Source organism: Kangiella sp. HZ709, assembly GCF_009674675.1.
Lineage (GTDB): Bacteria > Pseudomonadota > Gammaproteobacteria > Enterobacterales > Kangiellaceae > Kangiella.
The window spans coordinates 324,666-343,885 of the sequence record NZ_WKJC01000001.1 but is presented as its reverse complement, the minus strand read 5'-3'; the positions used below and the strand labels follow the sequence as shown (position 1 = coordinate 343,885).

The window sequence follows — 19,220 nt, the reverse complement described above, 5'->3', positions numbered from 1 at the left end:
GATTTTAATTCCTAGGTATAAAGTCATAAATAATACCATCAATTTTAGGTAACATTCTTTGAAATACTAGATCTACCTTTTGTACCGTATTTAAGTTGCTAACATTTAAAGCCCCAGACTTAATATCACTCAGAATTTCAACCTGAGTTGATTTATAAGCACCAGCAATATGATTCATAGCATCATCACCTTTACCAAAGTACTTTGCACCATCTCTAAATTTTATAATATGGGTACCAGATTCGACTACCGCCCTCATCTCATAAACGCCAGCACCCAAAGCAGTACCTATATCTTGCCACGAAAACGTAGCGCCGCTAGGATGATTATGAGTGACTATATTTCCTCTCATACTTCTAATAGCATCGCTCGAAAATCTTACTGAAGCAGGAGCACCGTTTATCGGCCGATTTCCTTTAGTAATATTAATTACATTTCCATTCTTAGAGTCAATAATAACACCTATTTCTCTACCGTCTATTCGTCTAGCAATCCTATTCTCAATATGTGTCAGACTAGATCTTAAATTACCTACCTTAGAATAAATCATTGACAGCTTTCCAGCTGCAATACCTTTTATTAATTTTAACTGTTTAACTCCTAAGGCAAGTGTATTCAAAGTAAAACCTTTAGCGCCTTTAAAAGCAGAAACTACTCCTTTCGGATTTTTAAGTATACTTCCGCCAAGTGTAACTGCAGCCATAGCTAAATCAATTTTTGAACCTCTAATTTCCCCACCTAAGTTATCTAACATATAGGTGGTCTTAAAATCTAAAAATCCAGCCATATTTAAAGCGCCTAGTGTTGTTCGGCTCAAGCCTTGCATGGATTCTGGATCACCAAAATAGTCCAAAGTATCACTCCCAACATACTTCATAAAACTATGGTCAACGTCAGGAAGTTCACTTAGGCCTAAAGACTGTAAATCTGTAAACTCTGTATAGCCGATAGTTCTTAACCCTTTTACACCTAAAGCAATAGCAAATTCTGCTTTATCATAAATAGAATTTACAAATTGCTCTTTATTAGAAAGCACCGTATTAGCTAATAAATCATTATCATCAGTTTTTAAAGTCAAACCACTAATTCTTGCATAATCAGAACTGTAGCCATTTTCACGTATGTCATTGACTATTTGATTAAAAAACTCATCATCTTCAGAAGCTCTTGTACCAATTTGATTTATACTGGTTCCATGATCTATTAAGTCTTTATAATTTTGAGCTTTAGTATTGATACTTGTAGCATCTTCAGAACCTGAGCTATCCGATAAAGCACCTAAACCGCCTATGGAGCGCCCAAGAATTTCTGTAATGGTTTTTTTGTTAGAGTCAGAAGGGTCAGCCTCATATCTAGCATAAGCATTTTTGAGCTCTTTATTATATGCAGTAGTACCATTACTTTCTGAACTTTTTGAAGATAACCCTGCTGCCATAGATGCTAGATAAGCCTTAGTAGCTTTATCTCCAAGTTCACGGGTTTTCTTTGGAACTGATTGCAACTGAATCTCTGAAATAATGCCATTAGCTAAAGCATTTCCAAAGGCATTAGCAGCAACTTGACGAGAGCTCCAAGTACCATTTTTTGCAATATTTTTCTGCACTGTATGCCTAACACCCGCTTGAACAACTCCTTGTAAAGTTTGTTGAGCTACATTGGCTAAACTAAATCCACTCTTATCATCAATAGCACTTCCAAGCCCCAATTGATTGCCAATTTCAGTTTCACCAATATAACTATTAATACCAGCTGAAATTGCAGAAACAGCAACATTTCTCCAGCTAAAACTATCTTTTATCCCTGCAAGTTTATTTGAAGCAACTCCAATAGGAACGGACAAAGCACCAGCTGCAACTTTACCCCAAGTGTTTAACTGCTTAGCTCCTTCTATCGCTTTATGAGCTTCACCAAACGTTTCTGTTCCCGATAAGTAACCTCCAATACCTGCGGTAGCGGCCGCTGTTAATCCGCTGGAGAAGGCGCTTCTTAATGAGAAACTATTGCCAGCACCTAAAGCTTTACCTGTCAATTGAGAAGCTACACTTCCAACAAAACCACCGACAAAAGCTCCCGCAACAGCAGTTCCGACGCCAATTGTTCCTGCACTTACGGCGGCGCCACTAAGAACGGCTGTACCTGAAACAGTAGTTCCAGCCAATGCACTCGCAGCAGCTCCTGCTGTATAAATTGTCGCCACAACCGCAACCACAATCATAATGATCTGGATAATGCCACAACCTGGTTTTGGCGGTGGCGGTACGAATGGGATACCTGGGGTGGTATCGCCTACGATTTCCGCAGCGTTATAGGTTTTAAAAGTGTTGGCATCATTAAAGCTATTAACCTTACCTGGAATGGTTAGGGATTGGCCTTGAACAATGCGCTCGCTGTCTTCTTGGAATCCATTAGCGTCAGCAATTAGATACCATAAATCAGAAGTTCCATAGAACATCTGAGAAATACTACGCAGTGTATCGCCTGTGTTAGCGGTATAAGTCGTATCCGAAGTCGAGACATCTTTAGTCATGGCGGTAAAGCCCATGTCGCTAAAGTCGATACGGCCGTATCCGTCGATCTGTCCTAATTGTTTTCCATTAGCGTAATAATAATGCGTGGTTCCGTGTTCTTTCTTTTGCAGATTCCAGCTACTGTTTGCTTGGGCGCCGTCTTCATCTTCAATCAAGTGTTCAGAGGTATAAATACCGTCATCAAACTCGCCTGTATCTTTACGAATAATATGGCCATCTAAGTTATACGCTAAGAAACGTGCTTGGTATTTCTTATAGCCATCGATATCGTAGGATTCAGTAACGCTGGTGCGATTACCGTGCTTATCGTAATAAGACAAAGTCGTACCCGGCTTATAATGATTCGAACTTCCGTCTAAATCTTTACTGGTACCATGAACCTTTGACTCTAAATAACCATCAAACTTCACATAGGAATACTGATAAGTATGTATATAAGACGATTTAGATTCGTTATCGTTCAAGCCTGCCGTATGCTTGGTTAAGGTATAACCGATTATTTTACCGGTATTATCATAACCTATTGTAGAGCTACCACCATAACTAACGGTATTTAAGAGTCTTAAACTACCACTGGTCTCAGCATTAAATTGATAAGCAACTCGTTGCATTTCTTGTTGTATTGCATTCGGGTCGTAACCAATATCACGCACAAAATCTAAATAGATAGTCTGCATCATTGATTGGTAAGTATTTTTGCCTAAACCTAAAATTTCACTCTTCGTTAAATTACCATCATCACGATAATAGTTTACGGTATGGCGTTTCAATTGTTTACCAAAGTCAATGCTGTAATAGTCCTGTTGCCCTTGATTTGATCCAGGTAGCTGGCTTGCATAATTGACCGTATGGGTATTAACTTCTCTGGTATATTCGCGCGATTCAACCACTCGACCTGCTAAGTCATAACGCTTAGTCAAATGTAAGTCCCAAACATCACCGTTGCTAATTGCAGCGCGGCGTTCAGTTGCATTTTCCCAATTCACAGCAGGAATCGCAGCTGTACCTGGTTTGCTTGAAGCTAAGGTTCTACTGTTATAAACATTGGTGACTCGGCCTTGTTGATCATACTCAAACATCTCAGCAACAATCGCACCATGAGTATTTTTAGTCGCTCGTAGGATTTGATTACCCGTTTCATCATACTCAATCCAACTACGTTTTTGTGTTCCTGCCGCTTGAACATAGTCGTTACCCGATGCTTGAACTTTATAATCCAACATATCGACAACACGGTTTTCAGAATCATATGCGAAGGTATATTCGCGGATGTTACCCACTACGGTGGTATCAAAATTGTAATCACCGGGGTTATAAATTGGGACCTCTGGCGCATCAGGAATAATCGTTGGCTCGTCTAGCGTTGTATTTGGTTCCTCAAGACTTTGAGTCGAGAAGCTGCTTGTCGATGTTGTTGACAATCGGTTACTCGATTCTAAAGAGAAACTATTCAAATCATTACTTTTTTTGCCTTTACCCTGCCCTTTATTTGTTTTACTAGATTCCAGTAGCGTTGGTGAGGCTACGCTAAATAGCTGAATGCCACCGCCGCCTCCACCGCCACCGCCTCCACCACCGCTGTATTGAACAACGGTTAAACGGAATATGTCAGAAACAGTACCACCTTTGCCATCATTAGCAGTGACTTTAATATCAAAAGCACCGTAAGTATTTGGTCCTGCAACGAAAGTTCTGGTTGAAGCATTAAAGGTTAACCAACTGGGCAACGCCGCTCCATTACTTAAGGTTGCGCTGTAAGTTAGAACGTCATTATTAGCATCGCGGAAAGCTGTGCTTGAGAATGACCATACTAAACTATCGTACTGATCAACAACTTGATTAGGTAATGCTGTCGCCACGTAAGGAGCTGAGTTCGGCTGAGTTACCGAGGTTAACTTAAAGGTATCACTAACAGTAGCGCCATTTCCGTCATTAGCGGTAACTTGTATGTACCAGATGCCAGTTGTAGTCGGATTACCTGAGAAGGTTCGAGTCGAAGCATTGAAACTTAACCAAGTTGGTAGAGCGCTACCATTACTTTGTTTAGCAGTATAGGTTAAAGGATTGCCATCTGGATCGGCAAAAGTATTGGTCGTAAACGCATAGCTCCAGCTTTGTCCTTGATAAATACTCTTATCCGTTATTGGATTAACAACTGTTGGAGCTCGGTTAGGCGCTTCCGATAAATTAATATTGAACGTATCTATCGCTTGAGCCCCTGACGGATCTCTGGCTAAAACTCGCATTTGCACTGTGCTTGCAAAGTTACGTGGCGGCGTACCACTAAAGTTTCTCGTGCTTGCATTAAAGCTTAGCCAGCTCGGTAAGGTGTTGGACCAATGCGCTGGCGTTTGCGTTAAAATAGGCTCGCCATGTTGATCCCAACCAGTAATTTCCCAGCTTGCTGGCGTGTAGTATTGCGCAATATAAGTCAAGGTATTGCCATCTGGATCACTAAAGGCATTGCTTGGGAATGTGTAGTTAAACGCAGTGCTCTTTTGTCCAGCCACATTCGGAATGCCTGCGCTTACCACAGGGGCACGATTAGGGCCTTGGCTAACACTTAAACGGAATACATCATAGACTGTTCCACCATTACCATCGTTGGCAGTGACTTTAATGTCATATTGTCCCTTATTGCCGTAAGCAGGATTGAAACTGAACGTTCTTGTGGATGCATTAAAGGTAATCCAGCTTGGTAAGCTACTATTGTTCGATAGTGAAGCTGAGTAAGTTAACGTATTTCCATCCGGATCTCTAAATGCAGTCGAGCTAAATTGGTATGTTGCCGTTTTAGTTTCTTGAACTGAACGATTAACTAAAGCCGTAGAAACGTAAGGTACACGATTTGGACCTTGCGTTACCGAAAGACGGAAAACATCGTACTTTGTGCCGCCATTACCATCGTTTGCTGTGACTTTAATATCGTACTCACCCTTATGACCATAAGCCGGATTGAAACTAAATGTTCTAGTGGAAGCGTTAAACGTAATCCAGCTTGGTAAGCTACTGTTATTTGATAAGGAAGCGCTATAAGTTAAGCCATGATCATCCGGATCAGTAAAGGCATTTGAGGCAAATTGATAAGTTAAAGTCTTTGTTTCTTGAACGGCTTTATTGGCTAGAGCGGTGTTTAAAACAGGGGCTCTATTTGGGCCTTGAGTAACTGTGATTCGGAATGTATCTGTAATGCTTAAGCCAGACGGATCTTGGGCTTTAACTTTAACATCGTAAGCACCTTGATGACCGTAAGTAGGACTCATGCTAAATGTGCGAGTCGAAGCATTAAAGGTCAGCCAACTCGGTAAACTTGTGCCGTTTGATAAAGTGGCGCTGTAAGTTAAACCGTTACCATCAGGATCTTTGAATGCCGTTGATGAGAATACGTAATTTTTGCTTCCAGTCTCTTGAACTGAAGTATTTGGAATAGCCGCATTAACATAAGGCGCACGGTTTGGACCTGCCGATACGTTGACACGGAACACATCAGATGTTGTTCCACCATTACCATCACTAGCAGTGACACGAATATCATGTGCACCTTTGTGGCCGTAAGCCGGATTAAAGGTAAAAGTACGCGTCGAAGCATTGAAGCTAATCCAGCTCGGCAAACTAGCACCACTGTTTAACTTGGCACTATAAGTTAGACTATGCCCATCGTTATCTTTAAATGCTGTAGACGAGAAGGTATAGCCTTTACTACCAGTTTCTTGAACTGATTGATCGGCTAAATAACTGTTAACATAAGGACCTTGATTTACAAAGGCAGATACCGACAAATTAAACTCACGATAGACACTGTTTTGGCCATCAGATGCAGTGATACGCAGTGTAAAAGTATCGCCTACTTCGGAAGTTAGCGGTGTACCAGTCAAAATACCTGTAGAAGCATTAATGCTCATCCAACTTGGCAAGTTTTGATATGAGGTAAATGTTTCTGTAGTTCCATGTTCATGATCATGAATCGTGGTGGTAACTTTATTCTTGGCAACAAAGCTTAATGCATCACCGTTAGGATCGTTAAAATACTGAGCCAAGTTCAAACTAAAGGTGCGGGTCGCCTGGTATGACTTATTGGATAAAGTACCCGTCGTTACTGGTGCTGCATCAACCACAACTTTTACGATGGTAGTTGCCGTTCCACCTCGGCCATCATTCGCTTTTAAACTAATATTATAGGTGCCTGCATTTGCTAGTGTAGGAGTACCCGTAAATTTTAGTGTAGAAGCTGTGAAAGTTAACCAGCTAGGTTTATTGGTTACCGTATAGGTTAAGCTATCACCATTAATATCTGTGAAAGTATTTTGAGGTAAATCAATAACAAGCGCCTGACCAATTTCAGCATAATAACTGGCCGCCGGAGCAACGGTTACGGTAGGACCGTCATTCGCTGCTAAAACGGTTAAATTGAAATCTTCTTTTGCTACTGCGCCATGCGGATCGGTGGCTTTAACTCGCAAAATTGTTAGCTCGTTAGTGGTAATACCGTTGCGTGTTCCTGAAATTACACGAGTTGAGTTATTGAAAGACAACCAGCCTGTTGTGTTTAAGGCAACTTCTGCTTCTGGAACCCACTGTTGTACATAATCATCTGGCTCTCCAGGACCTCCAGGTACACTAACCCACTCGTAATGACCCGGAACCACTTTAACAACTGTATAAGTTAAACTATGCCCGTCTGGGTCGTTAAACGTCATCGTTGGGACCGTATAACTAAATAAGCTACTTTCGTTGACGGTTTTATTACTTATAGCATTAACAACCGTTGGCGCTTGATTGACATAAGGTGTAATACTTAAAGTAAAGTTTTTAGGGCTAGAAATAGCAAAGCCATCGGTTGCGCGAATTCTAATGGTATAGTTAGCAACAGCTGAGCTTGGCGGAGTCACTGTGAAGGAACCATTTGAAGCATTAAAACCACTTGCTAACCAGCTTGGTAATGCTACATAGGTAGAACCGTTCCAGTAAGTTGCTTCATAAGTTAGACCGTGACCATCAGCATCTGCAAACGGCGTGCGGACATTAAAACTCATTGGTCGTTGAGCTTGGTAACTTAAATTAGGCAGTGTTCCTGAAGCTGTAGGCTTAGAATTCACTCGAACTTTTACCGTCGTGCTAGCACTGAACTCACCATCACTTGCAGTAATCGTAATAGTAAACAAACCATCGCTTCCTAATGGCGGCGTGCCATACAACTTGGCACCGTCAAATTGCATCCAAGAAGGCTTGCCGGTAACGGTGTAAGTTAAAGCGTCATTGTTGCCATCTTCAAAGGCATTTGTTGGAATTGGGAAATTAAATGCAGTGCCGATTTCGGCATATTTTTCACCGCCTAAACCCGCGTCAATAGTAGGCGCTACGTTAATACCCTTAACGATAAAGTCAAAATCACTATAAGTTTGATATAACTCTGAAGTGCTTGTCTCTGTTGCATAAACACGTAAACGATAGGTGGTATCTTGATGGTCAGCTAGAGCAGGAGCATTTCCAGAGAAAACACCTGCTGCGTTAATCGATAACCAAGATGGTAAGTCTCGTACTTCCCATCTTCCAGGAGGATCAATGACAATAGTATCTGGCCCTTCTGTAACAGTGTAAGCAGGCGGATCGACCCACTCTAATAATTTTGCAGAATAGGCTAAAACATCACCTTCAACATCGGCGAAAGCATTAGCATTTATCGGTTGGTTAATAACCGACAGTTCATCTACGGCGATAGTGGAAACTCCAGCATCGACTGTCGGGCGTTTATTTTGATAAGGAGTAATGGCGACATTAAAATGAGTGGATGCCGTTGCACCTTGTGAATCCGTTGCAGTAATTAAAACACGATGTACGCCTGCACCTTCTCCAGAAGCTGTATATTGCGAAGCACCTTTTGGCGGGCTTGCTACATTAAAGGAAATATTATTTGCATTGAACTGGAGCCACTGCGGTAAATCTGCTGTTGCTAAACTGTTATAAACATTACCTTCGTAAACTCCATATTCTAAGCGAGCAGAATACGTTAAGGTATCTCCAACATTTAAATCAGTAAACAGATCTGTTCCGATTGAAACAGGTAATGTAGCCAATTCTTCAAGACTAACATCATTAATCGCTTTGTTTACTGTTGGTGCGGTATTAAATTCAACGATATCATCTGAAGAGTAACTATCAGCTACACGAACTAAAGTACGATTGCCCATTTCATCATAGAAATAACGGGCATCTAATGTCACTTTATTTTGTATAACATCATCAACAACAACCCGAGCCATACGACCATGACTATCGTAATCAGTCATCGTTTTTTGTTGGTATGTCTCCCATTCGTTGCCAACTTTAGTTTTGCCTTGAATATGTTCGTAAGTTCTTTGACCTTGCTCATCATATTCATATTTAGCATGACGGTCAGTGGTATAATCATCCACCGACTTAATTTGACCATTCTCATAATACTCGTAATGAATGCCGACCGTTTCATCATAAGTAAAATCAATTAACGGAGAGCCTGGTTCTCTTTCTACAACCGTAACTTGATTAGTATAGCCTCTGAAGGTAAGTTGACCTTTATCATCATAGACGTAGATATAATCTCTAGCAGCTAAATCGTTATAGTGATGTATTCGCCCAAAATAGTCATAAGTCCAGCTTAAGCGATCATTTTCTAAGCTGTTATTAATTGAAAGATTATTTGCGGTTTCAATTTTAAAACCTTGCGAATCATAGACGTGCTCTTTGATTAAATTTGTCGAACCGGTAATAACTTTTTCTTCGCGAATCGTATTACCTTTTACATCGTAATCAACAAAGTTATCAGCCCACTTGATGGTGCCATTAGCTTCAATTGATTGTGCATGACTTGTTTTAGTTTTATTACCTAAGGCACTATATTCAAATTGAGTTAAGACTTGGTTAACCCATAACTCAGAATCATTTTTACGAAGATCTCCGATCGACAAAACTTGATCCAACTTGTCATAAATTTGAGTAGTGACATAACCGTTTGCAGCTTGTTTAGCAATTTGTCTGCCTAGTACATCGTAAGCGTAATGCGTTTCATAGCCTAAAGTGTTTTTCTCAACTGTTAATTGACCAAGGTCGTTATATTCTTTTAAACGCTTATTACCACGAGCATCCTCAGTTATAATCTCTCGACCAAATTTATCATAACCGTAAGTGGTCGTTGGCCAAGCTTCTTGTCCATTAACGAACATAGTTGGAGCTTGGTGGAAAACGACCTGATTACTCTGGTTGTAACGCATATAACTCGTTTGACTACGCATATCGACAAACTTTAAAACGTTGCCCCAACGGTCTAAAGTTTTTTCAGTTGTAGGTGTCAAAGTAGCCGGTGCAGCAGAATCTTTAAAGTTTTGAGTAGTTGATTGATATTCAGTCTTTAAGTCCCGCCCTAACTTATCGTAATAATAAACTTTGTCGCCCATTGAAAGTTCAGACTCTTTTGCAACCTTTCCAGACTCATTGTAGCTATAACTTTTATGAACAATAAATCCATTATCTTGTATTTGCTTGGTATCTTTATCGTATGCATAATCAAGACGTTTTTCTTCGACTATTCGTCCTGCATTATCGTAGATCATTTGCTCTTGCAAGCTGGTAATATAGTCCGAATCACTCAGGCTACCCTGTTTATGATCACCTTTTGCAATCACTTCACCAAAGGCGTTATACACCACGGCAACTACTTGATTCTCAACTGCCGCAGAGGCTAACTGATTTGCTGCACCTAACTCAATTTCAGTAACAATTTGTCTGCCCGCTCTATCGTACTCATAAGTGCTGCGAGCCACAAAACTCTGGGTGCCCTTACTGCCTTGATAATCTTTTTCAGTAACTAGAATATTGCCTAATTGATCGTACTGATATCGAGTAGAGTGATTCTCTGCATTGGTCTCAGTAGTCACACGGCCATGGGCGTCATACACATAATTTGAAACTCGGTCATCAGCGGATTCGGCCGGAATACTGGATACATAGCCGGCAGCAGAATCTCTTACTTGCAGAACATTTCCAAATGCATCAACTTTAAAACTGCTGTAAGAAGACATAGTCGTCGTATTGAATGCATGCGAAACCACATCATTAGTCGTTCTATCCGATTGAGTCACTAATTGAGACGGATCAATCCCACCATTGACATTGGTATCATTTAAAACAGATACCGCGGCGCCTTTAATACCAACTTTCGAACCTAACTTGTTGTAGAAAGTTTGATTGACCGTAACACCAGCCTGAATGGTCTGAACTACATTCCCTACCGCATCATAAACACTCTCTGAAGTGATACGACTCGGTGCCAAGCTATTACCATCATCATCTTGGTAAATAACGTCTTCACGATGCTGCTTTACTAACTGCCCCAGCTTATCGTACTCAAAAGAAATTAGACGATCTAAGCCAGTAGCACTATTACCGGTGTTGGAACCAGCAAGTGGAACAACTGGTGCATTAGTAGTAACCAATACCGATGAATCGATAGCTGTTGCATATTCAGTTTGAGAAGCCACTTGGTCATACACATCATAAGTGTATTGAGTCATGTAACCTTCAGCATCAACTTCAGTGACCTTGCGACCTAAATCATCGTAATAATAGAAAGTTGAAGCCCACACTTCTCCTCGACCTGATTGCGCATCCTGGATCAACTTAGCAGTTTTCACCAGCTCACCAAAAGCGTTGTATTGGTAGGTCGTTCTTGGTGCAAACTGATAAGTGGTTTGACTTTGCGCATCGTAAATCAAAGTTTGCGGCTCAATCGTTTCAATCAATTGATTTTTATCGTTATACAGATGCTGCAAGCGACGGTCATCACTGGATGCAAGTGATTGAACAGCTGTTTCTAGTTCTATTTCTGTATAAGCATTAGCGCCTTTAGCATCGAAACCCGATAACTTGTTCGCATAACGAATTAAATCGGTTTTGTTACCAAAAGCATCATAACGGTATTCAGTAACATAGCCTTCGGCATCTACTGCAAAACGTTCGCGATTTAAATCATCATAGGCTTTGTAACTGTAATTGCCTTGTACATCACGGTTAACTACGGCATTACCTTGCGTATCAAACCAAGTATCAACTTCATACTTAACATCAGTTCCTGTTGATGTTTTAGTGATTGGATGTTCAACACGGTTCTGACGGCCCATAACGTCATAACCGTACTTAGTGGTACGAGCAAATGCCTCACCATAAGCTTCAGTACGAGAGGTCACATTGCCCATATAGTCGTATTCCATACGAGTGACTAGCTTTAATAACTCAGAGGTTAGTGTTCCAGCTGAATTATAATAATGAACCGTTTCTTGAGGTGTTATCTCGCTGGTTAAGTTACCTAACCGGTCATATGCATATTTCCAAGTATCACCTTTTTTATTAGTAAAAGTGATGGCTTGATTGAGCGAATTGTACGTATAAGATTCTGAATAATTTTCAGCATCAATAACTTTTACCACATTACCTAAGTCATCGTATTGCGTTTGCGTTTCACGATAGACTAAAGCAGTACTACTTCTATTGTAGGCCGTTTGCAAGGCCGATAAAGAAAAGTCATTTCCAACGTAAACTTTTTCATATTCAAACACACGCGTAACCCGGCCATTAGCATCATAGCCATTTTCAATCACATGGCCTTTTGCATCCACGTTGAATACCACACGTCCTAAATCATCGTAAGTAAATCGTTCTGAGCGATAGTCTTTATTTGCGGTTAAGGCTTTAATTTCTGCAATTGTTGAATTTGCAGCGATAGTATTGAAAACATCCGAATACTGGCGCGACTCAATCAAGTTACCTACATCATCGTAGATACTTGCTGTTAAGTAACCTAGCGCATCAACGCTATAAACTCCGCGACCTAAATTATCAACGATGGTTTTTGTCGAAATATAATTTTGATTCGTTATAGAAAGAGGTCCTAACTCAACATCGACAACTTCACCGCCAGGGCGATAAATTGAAGTGTCCACAAAATACTCTTTAGCTGGATCAACATTACGAGTTGAAGTGTGCACTAAGTCAAAGCTTTGAGAACCAGGGGCTTTTACGTAGTAATGCGCTTTGCCATCTTTCAGTTCGATACGGTAGCGATTGTCTGGATTAGCTGCATTATGTATCAGTTTTTCAATAGCGCCTTCTTCATAAATTCTAAGATGAGCATCAGTATAATGATAGAAAGCAAAATCTAAATCTGTCCAGCCATTAGTCGCAAATGCATCATTAAAACCGACCATGACATTTTTATTCGCCACAGGCATACTAAACTCAACAAAACCTTCTCCTCGAATGGTTTCTTGACTTCGAGTTCCATACTTCCATCCTGCTGGTGCAGCATCGTCTAACTTTAATGAATCCCCAGAAGCTTCTATACCTGTTTCATAATCTTGCCAGCTTACTGAACCGATGAACTGATTAGAATTTGATTCATGCCCTTGTGATGCATAGCGTTTAACTTCAACAATATTACCATTGGCATCAAACACATTTTCAGAGACATGCCCTTCAGCATTAATCACATATTGCGCACGACCAGCATTATCATAAATAGTGCGAGAGGCATTGGTAGTTTTATCACCAGAGTAAGCATTAATCGCCGCTTCAACCTCTGAAGCTTTTGACAAGTTGGTTTCTAAAGAAATGTCGCCAATTAAACCGCTACCACGAATCAAGAAAGCATTAACATGAAGAAGCTCAATATCAGGGTCCGTTTGTGCTAAGTCCGCTTGCAAATCCCTGGTTACGGTATGCCAATTTCCATCATGTAAATCGTTACCTAGATAATGAAGAGAGTAACCGTTATTGTTGTAGCGGTCTTGGCCATCACCCACGTAATAAGTTGCATAACGATGCCCTTTATTGGTTTGGGTGCTGACATAAATCGTATATCCTTGGGAATATTTCATATCCCAACTGATAGTCGATTGATTAGTATTTACCCATGAAGCTTTTGAGCTATTACTCCACAAACGATAACCATTGCTTCGACCAGAACCTTGTAGCTGAATAACTTCTTTATTCGCTTCAGTATCAAAAACGCGACTGATAGTCGCCCCTTCAGGCGTTTTATCGTAGACTTCCCAAGAGTTAATATCCTCGGAGGGTGCATTATAATCGGTAGATAAACTTAAATTTGAAAGATTTAAATCGGTATATAAATGCTGAGCAATGACTTGGCCATTGGCATCAAATTCATTCTTAGTGATATGCCCTTCAGCATTAATCGAATACACCTGACGGTTAGCAGCATCGTACGAGAAGTACTGAGTAGAAACCGTGGTTTTGTCCAATGAGCTAATGCCAGCCAAATCTCGGCTAGCAACTTTACCTTCAAAACGATTAACTTGAACGACGTTACCACTCGCATCATAAATCGTTTCAGATGCATAGCCATTTCCATCAATTGAGTATTGTTGGCGACCTAAATCATCATAAAAGTATTTAGTACCGCTAAAAGCCAATTCTTCTCTAATACTAAAGTTGTCTAGGTAAGTTGCATCACCAGATACTCCTGGGCCGGCAAAGGAGTAGGCTTGAAAGCGTGTATCACCCCAAACTTCACCAGAAACAGCTAAGGAATGTGTAAATGCTTCTTCTCGGCTCTGACCTTTCTCATAAACATATAAAGTCGATACTCCATTTTCTACAATTTGCTCAATTACGTATGTCGTATTGGCATTTGGACTGCCTAAACGTACGTTCTTACTATTTGACTGCTCGACCACATAAGCATAAATATTACCGCCAGTTATATATATAGAGTGTCTAAATAATTCGTCACTGCCCCAGCTCTTGGTGTTGTGCAAACCCGTAATAGAGTAGTTTCCTGAAAAATCAGTTGTAGTAAGTTCAAAAGTAAGATTTACTTTTGAGTCCATGTCTACTCGTTTATTCGTTATTAAAGACGGCCAAGTATTAGTGGAGTAGTCTTGTTTTTGTAGTACTGCCTTTCCATCTACTAACGTCAATGCCCCAGATGGATGATCAAACGTACTAGTGTTGAAATCAGAAGAAGATACATCGGTAAAATCTTCTATTACAGACCAGCCTGTTAACAAGTTACTAACACTCGTTTCAGAAATAGTCCCTGATAAAGATATAGCTTTATCATAGCGCTTAGTTTCAATGACTCGGCCTTCAACATCATAGACATTCTCAGAGACATACCCTTCAGCATCTACCGTAAATCGAAGTTGGTTCTTCTCGTCGTATGCAAAGCGAGTAACTGCGCCACTAGCATCAGTCGACTGTATTAAATTATCGTTCGAGTCGTAAGCGTAACTCTCACGGATATTTAAGCCGCTTGGATCTTGGATCTTTGTTTCTAAACGACCCAAATTGTCGTATTGATATTCCGTCACTCGCTCTTCAGCTTGACCTGGCGCTTGAATCACTCTGAGTTGATTGCCTTGACCATCATACTCGTAGCGAGTTTTGATGTTTAAGCCCGTTGAGTCTACAACGATTTCGGTAACCTGACCCAGCTTATCGTAATGCGTCTGTGTCTTAACGCCTTTAGCATCGGTTGCAGTCACCACTTGACCTTTGCCATCGTAAGCGTAAGTCGTTTTGATGTTTAAACCATCCGGATCAATAGTTTTTTCTAAAACACGATTCACCGCATCGTAACTAAACTGAGTACGATTGCCTTTAGCATCATAAGTATCGGTTAATAAACCCGCGTTATCGTATTCGTTACGCGTTTCATTGCCTAAAGCATCAATCGTCTTGCTCAGCTGGCCGTTCTTGTCGTAAACAAACTCGGTTTTGTTGCCCTTACCGTCGAACGCAACCACCGTCTCGCCATGCTCATTACGGATTGATTTTGTAGACACGCCTTCTTCAAAGAAACTGGTTAAGCTCTTGTCAGAGTCGCTGTACTCATAGCGCACTTGATTGCCCAAGGCATCGGTTTGCGTCAGCACTCGACCAAAGGCATCGTAAGCCATTGAGCGAGTTGAATTGGATGGATCTGTCGTGACCACGGTACGACCTAATCGGTCATACTCAATTTGACTAAAATTGTTATTGGCATCCCAAACTTTCACCGCACGACCAAAAGCATCGTATTCGGTTTTGGTGGTGAGGTTTAAACCGCCGGCGTCACGGATAACGCTCGTGGCTAAACCACGTTGGTCGTATAGGTATTCGGTGGTCACCGCTTTACCGTTGGCTACCGACTCAAAGTCTATTCCTTGAGTCGAGGCCTTCATTTCACCCCAAGTATTGTAAGCGTTGCTCGAGTTATAGTGCGATAAATTACCCGTCGAGTTAGTCACCTGACGCATCGCCTCTAATAACTGACCACGACGGTTATAATTAAATTCGGTTACTGTGTCTTTGGATGAATCACGGATTTCATCGACGATAGCTTGAGCGGCTGCTTGATCAATGTAACCGCCTTCCCAAGCGTCCATTCGCCCTTCTGGGAAACGGTTAACATATTGAATGCTCTTTTGTACATCACCAAAAGCGTTGTAGACCGTTTCGGTTAAGGCGCCTTCAGCATCCACCGTAAAAATCTGGCGACCTTCGTGGTCGTAAAAGAAAATACTGGTGTTACCATTGGCATCAATGCTCTTAGCTAAACGTCCGGCTTGGTCGTAAATAAATTGAGTTCCATGCGTTGAAACTTTACCCGCAATGTTTGTATCCGTAGCATTCGCACCCAGCTCATCCGAGCCTTCACCATTAACGCTACCAATCAAGCGCCCTGCGGCATCGTACTGGTTGTAGGAGCGACGAACATCCGTTACACCACGAGTGGTTTCAATCACTTGACCTTGTGCATCGTAACGATAGCTCGTCACCACACCTTCATAATCCGTACTCGTTTCTAACAAGCCGCGTTCATTGTAAGTAAAGCTTGAGGTTTGATCTTTGCCAGTTACGGCTGCTGGACGCACCTCTCCTAAGGAAGCCTTATCTAAATTCGCATCCGCTACAGGATTCGCATAACGAGTCGTACTCGTCACTTGACCTTGTAAGTCATAAACCGTCTCGGTTAAATAACCTTCGGCATCAATCGAACCCACTACGCGGTTTTGGCTGTCATATATCAAACGACTGACGACATTATTCAGATTCAACACTAAGTCGTTGCTGGCATCTGCTTGCAGTTGTGCGAAGGTGCTTGTGGCTCGTAACCCTTCGCTGGTTTGTTTAGCATAAGCCGTCGTTTTAATTAAACGGCCGGCGGCATCGTATTCGTTATGAACCAAATAACCTTCAGCATCCAAAGCCGCTTCAATGCGACCAGAATCATCATAAAACGTACGGGTAACACGAGTGCCATCAACCCCGCTGATTTCGGTCTTCACCACTCGGTTGGCACCATCGTAAAAATACTCAGTCACGGTACCTTCAGGGCCGGTCATGCTCTGCAAACGACCGGAAGCATCGTAAGTACTACTGCTCACGCGGTCATGAGCTGAATCCACCGTCAACCAAGCCGCATCAAAACGCTCCGCTAAACTGTAAGTATCCGTCGTCGAGTTGTACCAACCGGTGGTATTAATGCGGTTAGCATAAGCCGTGGTGATTTCGACATTGCCTCTAAAGTCATACTCAAAAGCAACCACTGAGCCAGTCGCATCCACCGTATGACTGACGCGTCCTAAGTTGTCATAGAAAATATAATCAATCGCCCCATCTTGGTCACGGCTCGCCACCAACTGACCGCGCGAATCGTAATGGGTACTGCTCGCACCAAACTGAGCTGAAGCGCCATCGGTCGCCACACTGCTGATTAATCGACCTGCTGCGTCGTATTGAGTCGTGCGCAATAAACCGTTCGGCGAACTGGAGACGATTTGGCCACCATTGTGGTAAGCCGTCGAAGCCACGTTGCCTTCAGGATCCGTCATGCTCAACAAGCGACCCATACCATCGTAGCTGTACGAAGTTTTATAATCGTTTAAATCAGACGTCATTTGACCGTTAGCCGAGATGGTTTGCAGCAACAAACCGCGGTGGTTATAGATGTATTCCGTTTTTGAGCCAGTGCCAACACCCGCACCGCCAGCATTCACCTCATCAAAGATGGTTGAGCTGATGACCTGACCTCTAAAGTCCACTGCGTATTGAGTCAAGATAGAGCCCGATTTATCCAAGCCTGCTGACCAGGACTCTAACGCCGATAAGATTGGCGTCTGCTCTTTACTGAAACTGCTCACATCAAAGGTGTTTTGACTGTAAATGTACTCCTTAGCCAAAGTCCCCGACGGGTTGTACAAACGCTCGGCCACTTCACCTTGCGGGCTTAAAATAAAACGCACATGACCTTCTAAGTCGTAGACATAGCGGGTCGTTAACGGCTCACTAGGCAGAGCGACGCCTGCGCCATCCGGATCTGCCACTAAATACAGTGTTTCCGTCGCCAACTGATTGTTAGGGGTATATGTGCGAGTAATGGTATTGCCCGAAGCATCGCGCTCTAAGGTCAAGTTACCCTGAGCATCGTATTCAAAAACCGTCGTGTCAGACGACTCAAAACTATTTTGAGTACTTAAGCGACCATACTTTGTAATGGAGGTAACGTTACCGGCAGCATCGTAAGCATAATCCACGCCATAATTACGACCATCAATCGCCGTGCTCTCGCTGCGCGTTAAGTGGCCTTCGGTATCGTAATAAAAACGGCTGCTGTGACCTTGCGTATCTTCGACTTTGGTATAGGTGCCAACGCTGTTACTTAAGTCGTAAGTATAAGTCATCACATTGCCAGTACCATCGGTCACCGTCTTGGCGCGGTACTGACCTGCATTATTCTCATAAGTGAAAGTAACGCTGGTACCATCGCTTTGACTGATGGTGCGAATGCGATTGGTATCGCCCACATAAGAATAGGTCGTTTCGTAGAAACTGCTGTCGTTAGCATTCTCCTGTGTTAAGTCCACCGACACTCTATCCAAGCGGCCATTACCGTCATAGCCATAAGAAACTGTCTTACTGGTATTGGTCTCTTCATCGCCATTAACTTCCGTTGTATTGATACGGATAGCGCTTAAGGTGCTGGTGCCCATCAGGTAATCCAAAACGATGGCTTGCGAAGAGTTGGTGATTTTTTTAAGCAACCAGTCACCGCTGGAAGTCGGATGGTTAATGTAGCTGAACCAGGTCTTACGATTGTCCCTATCGCGCATCTCAATCATACGACCGTCGGCAGCATAAATCTCGTGCAAGCCTGTGTCATTGTCTTGATACCAAATCGCGGTGCCGTCACCGTTCAATGCGATGGTATCGTGAGCACCCGAACCATCCGTTGAACGATACTTGCCACTGGCTGTATCGTATAAATACACCGTCTCACTACCATCAGCATTCACCCGAGTGATGCTGCTACTAGCACTATTAGCCGCCCCCTGAACGGGCTTTAAGCGAGCAACACCCGTGCGCCAATTATCGCCGTTATCATCATCCAATTGACCTTGGCTGTTGTAAGTGCGCGTATAAGCTGCATCGACGCCTAAGCCCACCAACAATTGGTCGCGATGTTGGACCACTAAATTGCCCGATAACGCATTGACGTAACTGCGCTCCCCTGCTTGGCCTAAAGCCGCTTGGCCAAAGGATTGACCCAACAAGGATAAAGATGAGTTGATAAGACCTAAATCGTTCGAAAGAATCGTTGCGCTCATTAAATATTCCTGATCAATAATGATGATTATTGTTATCTTTTTTCGTTATTAGTTA

At 42.1% G+C, this 19,220-nt stretch carries 1 protein-coding gene; it reads right to left on the bottom strand.

What is annotated here, in order from left to right; genetic code table 11:
- Window positions 1–4: 4 nt before the first annotated feature.
- Window positions 5–19,165 carry a putative Ig domain-containing protein gene (locus GJS41_RS01595; protein ID WP_154245591.1) on the bottom strand — a complete coding sequence of 6,387 codons (19,161 nt, stop codon included), beginning with the start codon at window positions 19,163–19,165 and terminating at the stop codon, window positions 5–7.
- Window positions 19,166–19,220 lie beyond the last annotated feature (55 nt).

What these genes read in the sequence shown, in the direction of transcription:
- GJS41_RS01595 (WP_154245591.1), bottom strand. Translation starts at nt 19,165, where the DNA reads ATGAGCGCAACGATTCTTTCGAACGATTTAGGTCTTATCAACTCATCT.